This is a genomic window from Kordia sp. SMS9, assembly GCF_003352465.1.
Lineage (GTDB): Bacteria > Bacteroidota > Bacteroidia > Flavobacteriales > Flavobacteriaceae > Kordia.
On the sequence record NZ_CP031153.1, the window covers coordinates 1601887 to 1620702 of the forward strand.

Below are 18816 nucleotides of genomic sequence, written 5' to 3' on the forward strand. Positions count from 1 at the left end.
TACGGCAAACGCTTCTTTAGAAATAAATAATTAAAAAACGAATTACTTGATTAACAAGATTTAGTGTCCTGTGGATTGTCCTTTCTTAGGAACATATATTCTTTAAAAGTACACATTGGACGTATTTTTAGCTGCTATGCTATTTGTTTTTTCGGCTATCAATCCATGCCTTGAATTCTTCTTGCATTTCTTCTGAAACGGAGTCTTCATACTGTTTCATTTGGTCTGCGGTGAGTATATTTTGAAGTTTACCTTTGGTTTCTTTTTGAAGCGATTTCATTTTCCCGCGCATGGTAAAAATAGAACCGTTTTCGAAGATGTCTTTTTTCTTTTTGGCATCTTCAAGCATGATGGGTTGCACATTGATAGTTTGTACATCCGTAAGCGTTAGTTTTTCTTGCAACATTGACGTCATTTTTTCCGCCATTTCCGTAGCTGGTGTGGCTTTCATTTTTGCCATACGCGATTGAGAAAACCCGTGTGTAGAAAACAACGTAAAAGCAATAATAGTGAGATATTTGTAATACATTTTCTTTCTTTTTATTCAAAAGTAGCTAGTTGTCGAAGGGTTTGAAACTATATTATACGTAGCGGTAATTTGTATATACAAATCTGGTTTTTTTGTCGATGAAGGGTTTTGGTTGATGAGTTGAAATCAAAAAAAAAATGTAATAAATGTCAAATCGAGCGCAGTCGAGATTTCTTTGAAATTATAAATTCTTAGTTGTTCTCGACTGCGCTCGAACTGACAAGTGGTAAGTTTTAGTAAATGATGATGTAATGTAGTGATTTCTTGAATTTCTTCATTTGAGAGAGTTCCATCTATCATAATGAATTACCTTAAAATAAGATTATTCACATATAATAGCTTGTGCAAAAAATATATCATTATCTCCTCTAGTACTTATTGATACACCTCCTTGTAGTTTCCAACCACGACTTAAAGCCTTTTCTATTCGACTTTCTAATTCTTCAGCCTTTGTATCCCTTAATATTTCATACTTCATATTTATAAAAATTAAAAATTACACTATATGTAAATATATAAATTTCCTACAAAAATCCAAAGTATTCAAAAAGTACTAAATCCCCAAACGCTTCAACACCTCACTTTTATAAGTTTCGCCAATAGGAATGCGAATGTCGTCAATGATAATTTTTGTTTTTTGCAAGGCGCGAATGTAATTGATGTTCACCAAAAAGGAACGATGTACGCGCAAGAAATAATTTGGCAATTTGTCTTGTATGACTTTGAAGTTGGAAAGCGTCAACACTGGTTTGTTGCTGTCTTTGAGGTGAATTTTGATATAATCTTTCAATCCTTGAATGTACTTGATGTCGTCCACGCTAATTTTAATATTTTCATATTCCGATTTTACAAAAATAAAGTCGTTGGTCGCTGACGTTTCTTGCAGACTTGAAGACGTAATGTTAGGACGCTCTTGATGTTCCATTTCGTATTTTTCTTTAGCTTTTGTTACCGCTTTTAAGAATCGGTGAAACGGAATTGGTTTTACCAAATAATCGGTGGCGTTGAGGTTAAACGCATCCAATGCATATTGCGGATACGCCGTTGTGAAAATGAATTGTGGAATGTTATGTACGGTTTTTACCAAGTCAATTCCCGTAAGGTTGGGCATTTGAATGTCTAAAAAGACCAAATCTACCTGGTTTTTGTTTAGCATTGTAATGGCGTCTAGCGGATTGTTGCATTTTGCCACAATGTCAATGCCGCCAATTTGGAGTAAATACGATTCTATCACATCAATCGCCAGCGGTTCATCATCAATAATAATACATTTCATTAGTCTAGTTTTAAGGAGAGATTGATGGTAAATTTTCGATCTTTTTCAGTAATTCTCAAGGTGTGACGCTCCGGATATAAAAGCTCCAAACGATCGCGCGTATTTTTGAGTCCAATCCCTGAGTTTTCTTTGTCTGTCGTGTTCTCACCGATGATATTTTCACACAAAAAATGCAAGTGATCACCTTGTACTTTGATTTCTATTTTAATGTCGGTATTTCCTTTGTAATCGGTGCCGTATTTAAAGGCGTTTTCAATAAAAGAGATAAATAAAAGTGGTCTTACTTTTTGTGATGAAACTGTGCCGTGAATGTTGATCTTTACGTTTTCATTCTGCGCGATGCGTAAGCGTTGCAGTTTGATGTAATTTTGAATGTAATCCAGCTCTTGCTGAAGCAATACAAATTCGTCATCTGCTTGATACAACATGTAGCGCATTAATTCCGACAAGGTAATGACTGCTTCGGGTGCGTCATTGGATTTTTTCCGCGTAAGCGAATAAATACTATTTAACGAGTTGAACAAAAAATGCGGGCTCAACTGACTTTTTAAAGCTTCCAACTCTGATAAATTTTGTGAAGCTTCAATTTCGCGTTTGGTTTCATCATTTTTTCTCCATTCTTCATAAATACGAATGCTCGTACTTACAATGATAAACATAGAAGAAAACAATACAGGAAGCGATTTTGGAATTTTGTCCGTGTCCAGCGGAAGAAAATCTGGCCTATTCAAAACATAAAAATCAAAAATAAAATTGATACTCAGTAACACGGCAATTGAAGCCAGAAAGAGTATGAACTTTTTTCTGAATAATAATAGCGGAACAAAGAACAAGTAATTCACATAAAAGGTGACAATTTTGACACTTACTCGCATTAAAAAATCGCTTGGAAAAGAACCTCTTTCCACAAAAATTTGAGTAGAAATGGCACTAATGAAAAACATCCATGTGAAAAAATGGATAAAGAATCGTTTTCTATGTTTTATGTATTCTCCCAAGGTTTTTTAGTTCAAAGTAAATGTACACAATTAAAATCTATTTGTAATTGTTTGAGTTCTTCTAAAGTAACCGATGGGCCTTTGCTTTCAATCATTTTTTTAGTGACTAAATCAGCCGTGCGTTGTGCATCTTGTTCTGTGCAAAAAGGTACATTTCCTTGAACAGCAGGAATAAATGTTTGTTTGATCACCACTTTTTCCTCAATTCGAATTACGTACCCAAATCCTTTAGTTAACGGAATCACCTCTGAGGTAATTCCGTAGTTTTGCTCTACACAAGCCGTACAAAGTACGAGTAGGAGCAAAAGGGTTTTATATGTATTTTTTTGTAAAATTTTCATCAGTATAAAAAGAAAAGCATCCTAACAATAAACATCATTAGGATGCTAAGTTGAGTAAGCATGTAACAAACCACTATTATAAATCACACTTACCTTCCCTAAAAAAAAAGTCTAATCGTCTTCGTTGTATTCTTCTTGCGGAAATAATTCATAATTGTCGTCTAAGTATAGATTTCCTGTTCTTCCAAGCAAAACCAAACCTCTGGTTCCGTTAGAGAAACTAATGGCATCTTGTCTAATTGCCGCTTCTAATCCAGTCACTTCTTCCCAAGTATCAGTTCCAGGGCTGTATTCCCATACCGTTCCGATGGCACCTACATTATATCCGGTAGCAATGTAGCCCAAACCGTTAATGGCAAAACCAGTTCCAAAAGAACGCATTACACGGTAATCATCGTCATCATCTAAATCGCGCAATTTGGTCCATTGTTCGGTTGCGGTATCAAATTCCCAGAAATCATCTACGAAAAGTCCGTTGCTTTCACCAGTGCCTAAGTATACTTTGTCATTTAAGTTAAAAGCGATACCGCCTCTTCGTTTTTGTCCACCAAAACCAACTAACTCTGTCCATTCATCCGTCGTTGGATTGTAACGCCAAAAGTCTTTTTTATCATTATCGCCATCGTAACCTGTGCCTAAATAGCCAAATCCATTTCCAGCAAAACCGACTGCTTCATAGCGTGGCGTACCAGCAAAGCTTGCTTTTTGTGTCCAGCTATTTGTGGCAACATCATATTCCCAAAAATCACCCAATTCATTATCGCCATCATAGCCTAAACCTGCATATCCTTTATTATCAATGGCAAAGGCAGAAGCAGAACTTCGTGGTGTTCCTGGAAAAGCAGCTTTTTGCACCCAAAAATCTCCATTCATATCATATTGCCAGAAGTCGGTTAGGTAATCGTCGCCATCATAGCCAGTTCCCATGTATCCGTTATTGTCAATCATAAAAGAAAAGGCATTGCTTCGTGGTGTTCCGTCAAATACAGAACGATCTGTCCAATTTCCGCGTGAGGTATCATCATCGTTATTATCGCAACTTATGCATAGCATCATGCTGACCATAAGTGTGCATATCATTTTATTTTTGTTGCTCATCATTTCGTTTTTTAGTATTTAAATTAAATTTTATTCCTGTTGAAAAGTAAGGTTTTGCCGCAGCGTCAAAGTCATACAGCGTATTGTTGTCTTCGTCTAAAAGTTCATATTCATTTAAGAAAGAATAGCCGCCTTTTACAGATATTGCCCAATTGCTGTCCATCCAATAGTTGTATTCCAAGCCGAGTCCCGCAGAAACAAACAAGGATTTTTGTGCTTTTCGCGTGCCTGGAATAATGACATCTTCACTCAAGTTGGCATAAAACCCATTGAACCATGAAGACAATCGAAACTCACTTTTTTCTGTCATTCGGTACGACACAAACATGCGTGGAAACCCTAAACTGATCGTATATTTTTCATTCAATTTCTTCGTATAATTGATAATTGGTAAAATTCTAGGTTCTCCAAATACAGGAAGATAGCCAACACCAATTGTCAATTCGTATGGCTTTTCAGGACTTCCTCCAAATTTTTTCACGCCCAAACTTGCATTGAATTGAAAGTCTTCTGATTGTATACTTGATGCCAAGTTGGATACGATGGAAGTTCCTCCACTGACTTGTAAATTCCAACCATTTGATGAAATTGGGCGTATGTACATCAATCGGTAATTGATACCATATATTTCGTTAAATGCAGTAGTGCTAAAATTGACACCGTTGTGATTCAACTGAAAATAGTCCAATCCTACGGAATTCATCAACATTCCTTTCTTTAGTTTGATGGGAATATTGGCACTCACATTTGTTCGGTAAAACTCTACTTCATCTTCTCCTTCGGGAGTCATGGTATAGTTGAACGAAAGTAAATCTGGCTTTTCCTGCGCAGCGCATATCATTACAGTCATACAAAACAGCATACAACACCAATGCGTCTTTTTCATAGCTTAAAATTTTCAACGAAAGTATTTTTAGGTATAATTCACACAAAAAATACTAGACAGATACCTCTTTTTTATATACAAACAAGGGTTTTTTATAGATGAAACCGTTTTTTAAGGCTCGTATGTGGAAATATGGTATTGGTCTAGTAAATAAAGGTTTCAGTATATAAATTTTAGTGTGGCACGATGATTCTGCTAGTTTTGGCGAAAAATTAGATAGCATGAAATACCTATATAGTTGGTTATGCGTACTTGTACTGGCTTCTTGCAGTATAGATCGGGAGAATATTTCGCTCACAGTGGGCGAAGAGTTTAATGATCTTACTACACGTGTCATACTGATTGATACGTTACAGATAGAAGCTTCCACATTTAAGTTTGATTCTATTATTACATCGAATACGACGCGAATTTTAGTGGGCTCATACACTGATCCAGTTTTTGGAACAACGACTTCGGATAGTTATTTAGAATTGATTCCAACCGATGGCGATTTTGATTTGCGTGATGATGCCGTGTACGATTCCATTGCGTTGATTATGAAGTACGATCGTTATTTTTACAACGATACCATTCCGCAGCAGCGTTTTACTGTACATGAAGTAACAGACAATATTAAAACAGATACTGACGCTTTTTACAACACCACAACGTTTGAAACAAACGAAAACCCGATTGGTGATATTGTGTTTGAAGCGCGTCCAACCAAAGGAGATTCCTTGCATATTCCCATTGATCAAGCGTATGGACAATTGTTATTTGAACGTTTGAATGACAATACCATCAATGATATTGACGACTTTTTGAATCGCTACAACGGAATTCAAATTCGACCTGACGCCCAAAACACATCGGTTTTAGGCTTTTCACCTTCACCCAACAATACGTTTCTTCGTTTGTATTATACGGTTCCTGATGAAATTGAAGATCAAGAATATGAAAAAGATTTTTCAGTGAATGGAGTTAAATTATTCAATCATATTGAAAGTGATCGTACAGGAACCATTTTTCAAGATTTAAACAATCAAGAAACCGATGCAATAGCAAGTGAAACTACGGATGACAAAAGCTATATACAAGCAGGAACGGGAATTGCATTAAAAGTGGAAATTCCACATATAAAAAATTTATTTGATGTTGCCGGAGAAAATGGCGTGTTGATGAGTGCCAATTTGCGTTTTAGACCTTCGTTGAATTCGTATACACAAAATTTAACCATCAGAGATTCGCTCGTTACGTTCATTCTCGATCAAAATACCGAAGTAGAATCGCAATTATTTCAATTAGACGGAAGTCCTGTATATGCTGAGATTGAAGATCAAAATGATGAATTTAATACCTTGACGTATAGCGTTCCGATTGACTTTTTTGTACAAACAAAATTACAAGAACGCTTTGAGCAAAATACGTCGCTGAGCTTTTATCCAGTGACGTTCAACAGTTCTGTAGATCGTTTTATTATTGATGGAGAAGGCAGCAGCAATAGCCGAAAAATAACGTTAGAAATCACCTATGCAGTTTATGAAGATGAAGAGTAGTTTGCTCGTCCTATTGAGTGTTTTGGGAATGCAGTTTGCATGCGCACAAAGTTCAAGTTTGTCAAGTTCGCCATACTCGTTATACGGTTTGGGTGTGCCCAATGAAACGGGCGTCGGAATCATTAATGCGTTAGGAAAATTGGGTTTTGCCATGCCTTCGTTGACAAATATCAATGATAAAAATCCTGCGTCGCTTGGGCGAATGACACAAAAATCATTTCTATTTGATGTAGGAATCAAAGCGCAGCGCGAAACCGTGATCAATTCTTTTGTAGAAGAAACGCGTTTCAATGCAAACTTCTCCAATATTTCATTGGCGTTTCCTATTTCAGAAAAATCAGGTGTGGGAATCACGCTCATTCCATTTACCAATGTGGGATATGTTTTGTTGGGAATAGAAACGAATATAGAAGGAACGACAGATACTTTTTTCACGAATGTAAATGGTGCTGGCGGTTTGAACGATTTTAAATTCAGTTACGGATATAGTGTTACGGATAGCTTCAGAGTAGGTGCAAGTGGTTCGATACTTTTTGGAACTATTGATGAAACGGAAACCAATTTTATTGACGATACAGCTTTAATCATCACGGAAGAAAATCATTATTCGGGGTTTCGGTTTGATGTTGGTTTGCAATACGACTGGTCTGAACGCACTTCTTTTGGGTTGAATGCCAAATTTCCAACGCTGCTCAATGGAAGTCAATCACGTACCATTGAAACGTTGGGAACTGCCACCATTACTACGCGTGAAGAAGACAACAATTTACCAGATTTTGAGCTGCCGTTGGAAGTTGGTTTTGGATTTATCAGCAACTTTCTGACAAATAAATTAACGATAAATGCCGATTACCAACATAGTTTTTGGGATTCCACTGATCAACGCGATTACTTAGGTGAATATGTAGATCAGCATCAGTTTGGGATGGGACTTTCCTATCGAAAAAATGGAAGGGCGCTCAAATATTGGGATCGTATTTTTTACCGCGTAGGTTTTAATTATGACAGTGGAAATTTAAAAGTAAACGATTACCGAGTTGAAAATTATACGCTCAGTACAGGTGTTGGTTTGCCCATTTCGTCGCGTACCAATTCTATGCTGAATATTTCGTATTCGTATGGGCAAAAAGGACGTGTTTCCAACGGACTCATTCAAGAGAATTTCCACTTACTCACGCTTAACTTTAGTTTTGATGGCAAATGGTTTGTGAAACGGAGGTACGATTAAACGGTGTTTAGTTAATCAACAGCATTCTAGTATACGTTGCTGATTGATTGGTGATTTTTATAAAATACTGTCCAGAGGACCAGTCTGACACATCAATATTCATTTGTTGGTTTTTATGATTTTCTTTACCATACACTTTTTTTCCAGTAATATCATAAATTAGTATGCTTGCTTCATGTAGAAATCCCCATTGAATCGTAACAAAGGTCGTGGCTGGATTCGGATATATATATAAATTATTTAAGAGCTGTTCATCAACTTCCAAGGATGTATCTGAAATGTCAACACCTTTAAAGCTAAGCATCCCAATACCATTTTGATTCACAATAAAAGGAGTATCATTAGGATTGTGACCTAAATAGGATAGCTTTGGCTGCGCTTCAACACTATTTTCCGATAAATTAAGGGTTACAGTATTTCCAAAAACACTTCCGCTTATAATTACGATATCCGTATTACCTTCTATCCAAAAATCATTTTCCACACCATTCTGCCAAGTGTATATATCCGTTGCTGGAAGTAAATCAAATCTAATTTGATTTCTCAACGTATTTGTAAAGCGTACATTGTCAATATTAGGGGAATAAATTCCACTGTCATTGGCTGAGTCGTAAAAATCATAAGCGACCAAATCATACAATCGTGTTGCTAAGACTTCATATCCATTTACATTATAATAGTGGCAATCATCGAAGCCTTTGGTGATTGCATTGGAAGAAATCAAAGTTGTTTTGGGAAGTAACCCCAATCTTCTGTTTGCTTCTGGAGCTTGAAAATCTCTTCGATAATCGGGATATCCGGTAATTGAACAGCCGTATCTTACTTGAAAGATATAGTACTGAGCTGGCGCGTAATCTTCTTCCCAAGCCGCATACAAGTTGTGAAAAGCATTTACATAATTTGCAACAGATGTAAACGCATTTGATTCTCCTTGAAACCACACAATTCCCCTTACATCTCCCACAGAAAGATTGGCTTCATGATACCTGCTTAAAAGTCTTCCGTAGTTGGTGTCTTGGTCTAAAATATCATCATCATTCCGAAGAAAATGTGAAACCGCTTTCCCACCTTCGCCACCGTTTAATACTAAAACGGGTACATTTTGATTGTTTATGATAGATGCTGCAAATCGATATCCAATTCCCCCAAAAGTAAAAGGATTCGGATCAAAACTCCATTCTTGGGTTTCGAGCACAAAAGTTCTTATAAAATTATTTTGAAAAGGAAACGGTTGGTTAAAGAATCGATTTCTAATCGAATTGGATTGCCCAGTGACGATATACACATCGCCTGCAACAATATTATTAGTTTCTTTAAGTATAATGCCCGTATCAGCAGTAAGTTTAAATCTATATTGGAACAATCCAGCGGCTATAGTTTGAGAGAATTCAAAACCAGCAGTATTGTTGTTATATGACAAAGGATAGGTTAGGCTTTCTATGAGTATATCATCTTTATATACTTCTAATGTCAACACCGAAAAACCACTAGACATCTCAACTTCACCAGAAACTTCAACTGTAGCCGTGTTGCTGATCACATCTCTTTTGTATAATTGAAGATCTTCAGGAAATTCATAGATAGAAACCTGTGAAGAAGCTAAATACGGCAATAACACAGAAAATAATAGCGAAATTTTTAAAAATTTCATGAAAAAACAATTTTTTGAAAAAGTATGAAAGATTTGTCAGACTATCAAATTTCTTCTTTTATCAGCTGTATTTGTTAGTTGTTTTTAATTTTATGTTTTGAATACGTTCAAAGATGCTCGCTTTTAGTGTTTTAAAAAGGCCAAATTAACGGAACTAACAGCATAGAAACGATAAAGAATATCAGCAACAACGGCGCACCAACTTTTACATAATCCATAAACTTATAATCTCCTGCCGACATCACCATGGCGTTTGTCGTAGTTCCAACAGGCGTTAAAAAAGCGGTAGAAGCACTAATGGCAACAACAATCATAAACGGTTCTGGAGAAATGCCTAACGATTGTGCGGCAATGATGGCAATAGGCGCCATTAAAACCGCTGTGGCGGAATTGTTAATTGCTTGACTGAATAAAGTGGTTAATAAAAATATGCCGCTCAATAATACGATTGGATGTACACTTCCCAGCGTGTTTACCAAACTATCGGCTGCCAATGCGGCAACACCTGTTTTTTGCAATGCCAGTCCCATCGGAATCATCGCGGCAATCATAACCACGCTAATCCAACTGATGCCTTTGTAGGCTTTTGCCATTGGTACGCAACCTGTTATTAAGATGAATCCTGCGCTAATCATCGCAGCAATGGCGCCTGGCACAATTTTGAAGACTAATAAAAAAATCATCAATAACAGCATTCCTAACGAAATGTATGATTTATACGTAAGCTTGTCTACATTTTTTGCCATACTTTCTGGACTTCCTGAGATAACAATATTTTTGTACATATTTTTCAATGCTTCAATGCGTTCCCAAGTACCGCGAATGACAAACGCATCACCCGCTTTTATCGCTACATTTTTATCTTTGAGTGGTTTATTGTTTCGAGAGGCTCCCAACAACTGAACTCCTGCTTGTTGTAAGTACAAACCCATAGGAATATTGCGCCCTAAAACGATAGAATTTGGAGTCACAATCATTTCTGCCATGCCCACTTCTTGATTTATAAATTCTTCTTTTAAATCGTCATTGTCACTTTTAAATGGAAGAATCCCTAAATGATATTTAATGACAAACTTATCAATGTCTTTTGCGCTTCCTTTTACCGTAATAATATCGTGATAGCGCAGTTCGGTATCTGCTGTTGGAAACTCAACAAAACGTTTGATTCCTTTTAGGGGTTTTGGAAAACGTCTGCGCAAACGTATGACGGACAAGTTGTTTTCTTCAAATTTCCAATCGCCAATATTCGTGTCAATCATCGGAGACATGGAACGAATTCGCAATCGGTAAATGTTATCGCCAACACTGTAATTTTCAATCCATTCGTGCATTTCTGAATCAATATTTACAGGTTGATTGTCGGTAGTGTTTTTGGGTAAAATTTTAAATCCTACATATCTAAAATACAGAATCGAAATGATGAGTAACGGCAAACCAATCAGCGCAAATTCGAAAAAAGAAAAGGATTCAAAACCGTTTTCTGCCAAGGCATTACTCGCAATAATATTTGGTGGTGTTCCTGTCAGTGTGAGCAATCCGCCCGTATTGGAGCCAAAGGCAACAGGCATTAATATTTTAGATGGTACAGTTCCAATGCTCCAAGCTGCGGAAACACTTACGGGAAGTAAAGTAGCCACAGTTCCTGTATTGCTCACAAATCCTGATAAAACGCCAGAACCTAAACTGACCAGCACCAAGAGTTTGGGTACACTTTTTCCTGCCCATTGCACAAATTTTTGTCCAGCCAACGCCGTCCAGCCAGTTTGCGATAAACCTTCTCCGATAATAAATAAAGAAGCAATCATAATCACGGTAGCGTTGCTAAAACCGCTTAGGGTTTCTTGCAAATCTAAGATGCCTGTTAGGAATAAACTCAACATGGACATGAGCGCGACAATATCGGGTGTAAATTTTCCCCATACAAAAAGGGCAATCGTGATAACTAAAATAACAAGAACGATGTACATAGCAATTTAATCTTGGTAATGGATATATAAAATACTTTTTACGCTGCAATTTAATTAATGTAAAAGTAATATTTTACAGATGGAATCAGTTTATATAATTTATTTTATGTAGGTAGGACAACCATAACAATCTTCATAACGAGATGTAAAGCGATAGGTTAAAGAAAATTCATAGACTCCATTTGTTCTTCCAATGTTGGAAGTATTCACATCATACGAAACACCAAACCGTAAATCGTCGGTAATGCGAACACCAAAAAAAGGATTTATAGAGGTTAATACATGACTGTTTTCAGTTCTGTCAAAAACATCCATAGAAAATGTTGCACCTGCCAGAAAGCGTTCAAAATCGAAAATAGTTCCTATATCCAAACGATCAAACCTGCCTTGTCGCATATAATTTCCAGTAGCAATTAATTTAGCTTCATTCGGTAAAAACGAAATATCGACCATATCTAATAATTTTATTTCATAACCTGTACTAACAGAAAGCAACATTTCTAGCGGTTCATTTCTTTCATCACGCAGCGAAATATTAGGTCTGTTAATATGTTTTAAAGAAAATCCTATCCAAGAATTACGCGTGTTAAATACCATTCCGGCAGAAATATCTACATAATTGACAGTCGTATTTGGTGTTAAGGGATCAATTGAGGTAGGACTATTGACACCTGTATTGATATTTATTTGATCTTCTAAAAGTAGATTTTGAAAGTTAAAATCTTTGAATCCCCAACCTATTTCGATGCCTGGTCTAAAAAACCATTCGTCAGACAATTGTACTCGATATGCGTAATTAACATTGAATTGTTGAAGTCTATAATCGTTAAAGCTTTCTGTTTGACTTATAGCATTGAAACCGATTCCGCTATTAGCTTCTTCTAGCCAAAAACTAGCAAAAGCATAACTCGTTTCAACTCTTAAATCTAATGACGGCCATTGTATTCTCTGCAAAACACCTGCATACGGAGCTTCTGAACTACCCGAAAACCCTGGGTTTAACGTTTCAGGAATAAGATAAAACTGTGTAAATATTGGATCCTGTGCTTTTACTTTAGAGATTGAAAATAAAAGTGCTACAATAAAAATTAAAAATTTGATTTTCATAGCTTAATTAAAGAATTAGTGTGAAAGCACCGCTTTTTTCAACCGTTTTCCCAAAGAACGTTTTTGCAGTGAATGTATAATAATAATTTCCGTTTTCAGACTTCTCAGGTTTGCGACTACCAACAGTGCCATCCCAACCTCGAATAGTATCACCTGACTCAGAATAAATTAAGCTTCCCCACGTATCATAAATATTCAACTCCATTGAGTCTAAACCTATAAATATAGGTCTGAATAAATCATTTAAACCGTCTTCATTAGGTGTAAAACCTGTGGGTAATTCTAGTTTGTATCCTTTGTCAATTTCTAAACTGATTACTTTCGTATAAACACATCCATCTGGAAAAGTCACGGTTTGTGTAACGATATAAGTTCCTGGCGAAGCATACGAATGGATAGGATTTTCTTCATTCGAAAAGTTTCCATCACCAAAATCCCACGAGACACTGAAATCATCACCTGTGGTGGTAGTGGTAAATTGAATTGGATCTATTTGTGAATAAATTCCGAAGGTTTCAAATGCTACGGAAGTGAGCGTAAAATCAGCATCACTAAACTCTGGAATATCTACTTCAAAAGTATAACTAGCGGTACAACCCAAAGCATCCGTTACGTCTAAAATGACGAGTCCATTTTGTGAAGTAGTCATCATTTCATCATTAACTCCTGTAACGATTCCGCTTGACCAATTCAAGGAAAATGGCGGTACACCACCAGAAACTTGTGCGGTAAATATTTGACTTGCCGAAAAAGCAGCACAGTTGACAACCGTTTCCGTAGCAACATCAATGACAATTTCGGGCGGACGAATAATCGTGAAAGTGTCTGAAGCTTCACAACCATTTCCATCCACAACGTTTACAAGATAATCTCCCGCAGGAATGTCGTTTAAATCTTCCGAAGTTTCTCCATTAGACCAACTTACAGTATACGGTTCAGAACCACCAGAAATTAACAAGTTAATCGCACCTGAACTCGCATCGTCACAATCCAAGGCATTGGTGATATTGCCAGAAAGTGTCAACTCGGCAGGTTGAATAATGATAAAAGTTTCCGTGTAAGAACAGGGTGTTGCATCTGTTATATTTACGGTATACGCGCCAGGACCTAAATTGTTTCGTTCTGTACCCGCATTTGCATCATCTGTCCACGCAAAATCTATCGGTTCTTGTCCACCTTGAAAGTTTAAGTTGATACTTCCATCATTTGCACCAAAGCAAGAAATTTGTTGTACTACAGGTGCTATCGTAAAGGATATTGGTGGCGGAATCGTCACTGTGACCGAAGCCGTACAATTATTTGTGTCGGTAACAGTAATCGTATAATCGCCCGCAGATAAATTTGTTTGACTTAAACCTTCTCCTAAATTACTCCACGCAATGGTATAGGAACCAGATCCGCCTGTAATACTCGTAATTGTGATGGAACCGTTATTGTCATCAAAGCATAAAGGTTCGGTGGATGTAAATGTAATCACAATTTCGTCAGGCTGTGTGATCAATACGCTTAACGTGTCGTCGCAACCATTTGCATCTGTCACTGTTAGGTTGTAGGTTCCGCCAGCTAAATTTGTTAAGTTTTGATCGGTACTTGTAAAACCATTTGGTCCAGTCCAAGCATACGTATATTCAAAAACGCCTGGAGCGGTTTCTGTAGGCGATCCACCTGTGACATTGATGTCGATTGCTCCAGAAGTTTCGCCAAAACACGCCACATTTGTTTGGTTTACTAGAGAAGCCAATAATTCATTCGGTTCTGTAATGACAAATGTTTGTGTTACAGGACCACAACCGTTGGCATCTGTAACTGTTAATTCGTAGGTGGCTGCTGAAAGGTTTGAAATATCTTCGTTCGTAGAAAAAGCAATCCCATTTCTCGTCCAGTTGTATACGTAATTTGGTGTTCCCCCTGCAATTGTTACTGCAATTTCTCCATCATTCGCACCAAAACAACTGATACTATTTTCTGTATCTACTGTGAGAGTTAACGCATTAGGTTCAGTAATCGTATAGGTTTCATTAAAAGGACAACCACCTTCATCTTGTACCGAAAGTGTATAATCGCCAGGCGCTAAATTAGAAATCGTTGCATTGCTGGAAGTAAATCCTCCTGGACCTGTCCATGAAAGAATGTAAGGTGTTCCTGAAGTAAATGGTACGCCGCCAGTAATATTGGTGATGATTTCACCATTATTTGCGCCAAAACAATCAATTTGTGTGATGGTAATGTTTGCAGAAATAGCTGGATTTACGGTCACTTCTACAGTAAACGGAGTTCCATTACAAATTCCTGCCGTTGGTGTTACCGTATACGTAACCACAGCAGGCGAAGCGGTGCTATTTGTTAAGGTTTGACTGATATTTGTTTGTGGATTCGTCGCTGCACTTGCGCCTGTAATGCTTCCTACGGGAACAATCGTTGGTGCTGTCCACGTATAGGTTGTACTCGTTGGTACTGTATCGCCGTTTGTGGTATTTGGTGTTATAGAAAAGGTGTCGCCACTACAGATGGTTTCCGTGAAATTGCTGATACTTGGTGTTTCATTGACGATAATTTCCGCCGTATTGGAAGTGATCTCAGAGCAACCTCCTGTTGAAAACGTAATAATACAATAATAATAGATTGTTCCTGTGGTAGCAACCGATGGTGTATACGAAGCTGTAGTTTCTCCAGCAATGGCAGTTCCTGTAGTAACATCATCGACTGTATTGGAATACCATTGATAGGTTGGTGTGCCCACTCCATTGGTAAAACTTACGGAAAGCGTAGTTACCGCATCACCCAAACAGAGTTCTTGTGATGGTGGTTGCGTGGTAAATGCAGGTCCAGGATTTACATTCACTTCTGAAGTATTACTCACAGCAGAACAACTTGCGCTTGCCGCTTGTGAAATGACACAATAATAATACAAAGTTCCCACAGTATTTGTTGGTGGTGTAAATGTTGCGTTGGTGGCTCCTGCAATGGCAGTTCCTCCTGTATTTGAATTTACCGTATTGCTAAACCATTGGTATGAGAATGTTCCCAAACCACCCGAAGCTTGCACGGTTACATCTTGTGGAACACTGTTTTGACATAAGGTTTGTGTTGCTAACGGTTGTACATCGACTACAGGTGAATTCACAACGATAATTTCTGCCACATCACTTATAACATCATTACAACCGCTTCCCGCAAAGGAAAGTTCAACATAATAGTAAAAGTTTCCTGCTGTGGTAAATATTGGTGGCGTGTATGTTGCATTGGTGGCTCCTGCAATGGCAGTTCCGCCTGTATTACTGTTGGTTGTGTTGCTAAACCATTGATAGGAAACAGTTCCTGTTCCATCTGTAAAAGTCACTGATAAAGGAGTGTCAATTGTACTTCCTACACATAAGCTTTGTGTTGTAGTTGGTTGATTTGTTATACTTGCATTTGGTGTGACTGTGACACTTGCCACTTGCGAACTGATATTAGAACAACCACCTGTTGCAAAGGTAATTTCACAGTAATAGAATAGTTCGCCTATGGTGTCCGTTGGCGGAATATAATCAGCATTGGTTGCACCTGCAATAGCTGTTCCACCAGTGTTACTGTTTGTTGTATTGCTAAACCATTGGTATTGTGCCGAAGCATCAGAAGTTGCCACACTTAACGTTATTGGCGCTCCGTTTTGACATACCACACTCGATTGTGGTTGTTGCGTGATTTCGGGTGCAGGATTTACGGTGATTACAAAATCTACAGGAGTGCCATCACAATTTCCGATGGTTGGTGTTACCGTATATGTCACCGTTCCTGAAGCAGTATTCGTAGTCGTAAGTATTTGTCCTAAGATATCACCTGTTCCAGATGGTGAAAATCCGCTAATTCCCGCAGTAGCGGTGGCAGTCCAAGAGAAGGTAGTTCCTGTGACACTAGACGTTACGTTGATGTCTGAAAAAGCAGTTCCTGAACATATATCTTGTGTTAGATTTGTGTTGGTAATGACAGGCACTTCTTCAATGGTAAACGTTTCTGAGATCAGTGCAGACGTACCACAATCGTTCGTTACTTGTAGTGTGAATGTGTAGGTTCCTGCGGTTCCATAGTCAATTGTTCCAGGTGATTCTAGGTTGGAACTTGCAGGTGTTGCTCCTGGAAATTGCCAGTCATACGTTACTGATCCAGCATTATCCGTACAGGTATTTATGATTGCGGATGGATTGATGGAAGTCGTATTACAAATAATCCCGACAGGATCAATCGTAGCTGTTGGTGGTTGTTTGACGATGACTTGCTGTGATGTGTTTTCCGTTCCACAGAAATTTGTTCCTGCGAGTTGAATGGTATACGTTCCTGGTGTGACAAAATTGAACGAAGGATTTGCGGAAGTTGCTGAGGTACCATTCGTAAAACTCCAATCTTCGGGAGTTGTTCCACAAAAATCGGATGCGTACGTAACTTGCCATAAATAGGTTGGTGGTACACAACCCGAAGATTCATCTGTGGTATTTGTAGTCGTTACAGCCAAAGGTGTACAACCGTTGTCTGTACTCAACGTAAACTGTGGATTTACAGGTGCTTCCACACAAATCGTTTGTGAGATCATGTCTGTTGCACAGGTATTTCCAACCATTTGTGTTATCGTATAATTTCCTGGCTGTGTAAAATTAACACATAAGTTTTCAGAGCCAGTGATCCAAAGATTAGGATTCGTAGATCCAAAATCATTTCCTAAAGTTCCACTATTTATTGTATATGTATTGGGCGTTATTTGCCAAGTAATGCTAGGGTTTGTATCACAATCACTATTGGTACCATTTGTAGCATTTCCAATAGATAAATCTTGAAAACATACTTCGGTATTTGTACAGGCAGGTTCTGTTGGAAATGAAAAATCTGCTATTGGATCTGATGAAACTAGAATTGGTGCCACCGTTGCGGTAGATGTTGCACATAAATTGGAAGCGGATATGGTAGCAGAAAAAGAATTCATAAATCCACCACTATTCGTTCCGCAAGAAGTCACATTAAATTGATGCGTTATGGAGGATGGAGGTGGATGCGTTATGGTTGGTAAGGTAGTACCATCACTAAAAACGACCGTGTAGGTTGTGGATGCTGGGTTATTTTCAAAACCTGTAATTTGAAACGTAAGCGAACCGCCTGCACAGATGGTTGTATTTCCGGGTGTATCAAACCCAATTCCAGGGGTAGAACCTAAAAATACAGTGTATTCTTGTACCGTTGTACACCCATTATTTCCTACAATTGTATAGGTAAGTGTGTAGGTGCCTTGATTATAGTCGTGTGTTAATAAATTCCAAGTAGTACCTGTAAAAGGCGTAGTTCCATCGCCCCAATCAATCGTATAATTGGTATTTAAAGTTGACGCTGTTGAAGACGCATTGGTAAACGTAAACGTAGCTGTGGGATTACCATCACAAATGCTAAATAAAAATTGTCCAGGTTCAGTTCCATCACCATTTATAGTTGGATCTGGACCAGGTGTAATTGTAATATCAATGGATTGCCCTGTTACCATCATACTAGCTCCAGTTTGATCTTGAACATTTGTTAAAACATAGGTGATGACTCCGTCAAAATTGGTAGCAGTGGTTAATGTCACACTGTTTTCACCTGGCGCAGTTGTAACTGTTGCTTGGACTCCATTCCTGGTATAGGTAAATGTATATGGAGCGGTTCCAGCTGATCCTGTCAATGTAATTATGGGCGAATCGCTGTATTGACAAATGGTGGTAACATCTACACTAATTGTTGCATTGGGCATCATGCTAACAAGTGTAGGTTTTGAATTTGATGACAATGCACTATTGGTTTGTAATGCAAAGCAAATCAAAAATAGTGCGAGTAGGTATTTTTTGATCATAGGCGGTTGTCTTGTGTCAAACGACATATTCAGTAAACTTGTAAACGTTAAAATTTTAACAGATTAAAAGTACTTAATATCTTTTGGTTAGTATGAGAAATACGTTAAAAAATTTGAACAACGTCTTCATTTTCAAAATAATTCAATCTTTGGCGTTTATTTTTATGGATTTCCGCATTTCAAGTACTTTTTATGATTTCTTTATTTCTTGCTGCTAAGTTAACAGGAAATCAATTTATATATAACCTCAATATAGATGGGTTTTTCTATACTTATAATTAAGGATGTAGACATTTTTTAAAGCCCTCGATTTTCTATCACACTTCTCGTATGTCCGTTTTTGTAA

13 protein-coding genes are annotated in these 18816 nt (G+C 37.6%); 2 read left to right on the forward strand and 11 right to left on the reverse strand.

All coding sequences use genetic code 11. The annotated features are described in order from the left end of the window. Nucleotides 1-139: 139 nt before the first annotated feature. The 7 genes from KORDIASMS9_RS06955 to KORDIASMS9_RS06985 all read right to left on the reverse strand — a co-directional run bounded on the left by KORDIASMS9_RS06955 (nt 140) and on the right by KORDIASMS9_RS06985 (nt 5128). Nucleotides 140-529 carry a hypothetical protein gene (locus tag KORDIASMS9_RS06955; RefSeq protein ID WP_114902150.1) on the reverse strand — a complete coding sequence of 130 codons (390 nt, stop codon included), beginning with the start codon at nt 527-529 and terminating at the stop codon, nt 140-142. Nucleotides 530-851: 322 nt separating this feature from the next. Continuing rightward, nucleotides 852-1007 carry a DUF1737 domain-containing protein gene (locus tag KORDIASMS9_RS06960; protein WP_114902151.1) on the reverse strand — a complete coding sequence of 52 codons (156 nt, stop codon included), beginning with the start codon at nt 1005-1007 and terminating at the stop codon, nt 852-854. Between the two features lie 75 nt (nt 1008-1082). Next, nucleotides 1083-1805: a LytTR family DNA-binding domain-containing protein gene (locus tag KORDIASMS9_RS06965; RefSeq protein ID WP_114902152.1), complete on the reverse strand. Its 723-nt coding sequence runs from the start codon at nt 1803-1805 to the stop codon at nt 1083-1085. Then, nucleotides 1805-2803, reverse strand: a complete 999-nt coding sequence (locus KORDIASMS9_RS06970; RefSeq protein WP_162819798.1) for a sensor histidine kinase — start codon at nt 2801-2803, stop codon at nt 1805-1807. Before KORDIASMS9_RS06970 ends, KORDIASMS9_RS06965 begins: the two co-directional genes overlap by 1 nt. A gap of 11 nt (nt 2804-2814) precedes the next feature. Then, complete coding sequence (locus KORDIASMS9_RS06975; protein WP_114902154.1) at nt 2815-3144, reverse strand: DUF4907 domain-containing protein; 330 nt, start codon at nt 3142-3144, stop codon at nt 2815-2817. Nucleotides 3145-3255: 111 nt separating this feature from the next. Next, nucleotides 3256-4224 carry a kelch repeat-containing protein gene (locus KORDIASMS9_RS06980; protein WP_240321149.1) on the reverse strand — a complete coding sequence of 323 codons (969 nt, stop codon included), beginning with the start codon at nt 4222-4224 and terminating at the stop codon, nt 3256-3258. 1 nt (nt 4225) lies between these two features. Next, nucleotides 4226-5128, reverse strand: coding sequence for a DUF6268 family outer membrane beta-barrel protein (locus KORDIASMS9_RS06985; protein ID WP_162819799.1), 903 nt, complete (start codon nt 5126-5128; stop codon nt 4226-4228). A 221-nt stretch (nt 5129-5349) separates the two neighbouring features. Here KORDIASMS9_RS06985 and KORDIASMS9_RS06990 point away from each other — a divergent pair, with 221 nt between their 5' ends. After that, the gene (locus KORDIASMS9_RS06990) at nt 5350-6666 is read left to right on the forward strand and encodes a DUF4270 family protein (RefSeq protein WP_162819800.1); all 1317 of its coding nucleotides are present in this window, start codon (nt 5350-5352) and stop codon (nt 6664-6666) included. Continuing rightward, a complete protein-coding gene (locus KORDIASMS9_RS06995) occupies nt 6650-7894 on the forward strand; it encodes an OmpP1/FadL family transporter (RefSeq protein WP_162819801.1) in 1245 nt (414 codons plus the stop codon). The genes KORDIASMS9_RS06990 and KORDIASMS9_RS06995 overlap by 17 nt, the downstream gene beginning before the upstream one ends. Nucleotides 7895-7901: 7 nt before the next feature. Here the strand turns inward: KORDIASMS9_RS06995 and KORDIASMS9_RS07000 are convergent, their stop codons facing one another. From KORDIASMS9_RS07000 to KORDIASMS9_RS07015, 4 genes are all read right to left on the reverse strand, one after another. Continuing rightward, on the reverse strand, nt 7902-9545 hold the full coding sequence (locus KORDIASMS9_RS07000) for a T9SS type A sorting domain-containing protein (protein ID WP_114902159.1): 1644 nt from the start codon (nt 9543-9545) through the stop codon (nt 7902-7904). 131 nt (nt 9546-9676) lie between these two features. Continuing rightward, nucleotides 9677-11512 carry an SLC13 family permease gene (locus KORDIASMS9_RS07005; RefSeq protein ID WP_114902160.1) on the reverse strand — a complete coding sequence of 612 codons (1836 nt, stop codon included), beginning with the start codon at nt 11510-11512 and terminating at the stop codon, nt 9677-9679. A 99-nt stretch (nt 11513-11611) separates the two neighbouring features. Then, nucleotides 11612-12619: a type IX secretion system membrane protein PorP/SprF gene (locus KORDIASMS9_RS07010; RefSeq protein WP_114902161.1), complete on the reverse strand. Its 1008-nt coding sequence runs from the start codon at nt 12617-12619 to the stop codon at nt 11612-11614. 7 nt (nt 12620-12626) lie between these two features. Further along, on the reverse strand, nt 12627-18470 hold the full coding sequence (locus tag KORDIASMS9_RS07015; RefSeq protein WP_162819802.1) for a PKD domain-containing protein: 5844 nt from the start codon (nt 18468-18470) through the stop codon (nt 12627-12629). Nucleotides 18471-18816: the final 346 nt, after the last annotated feature.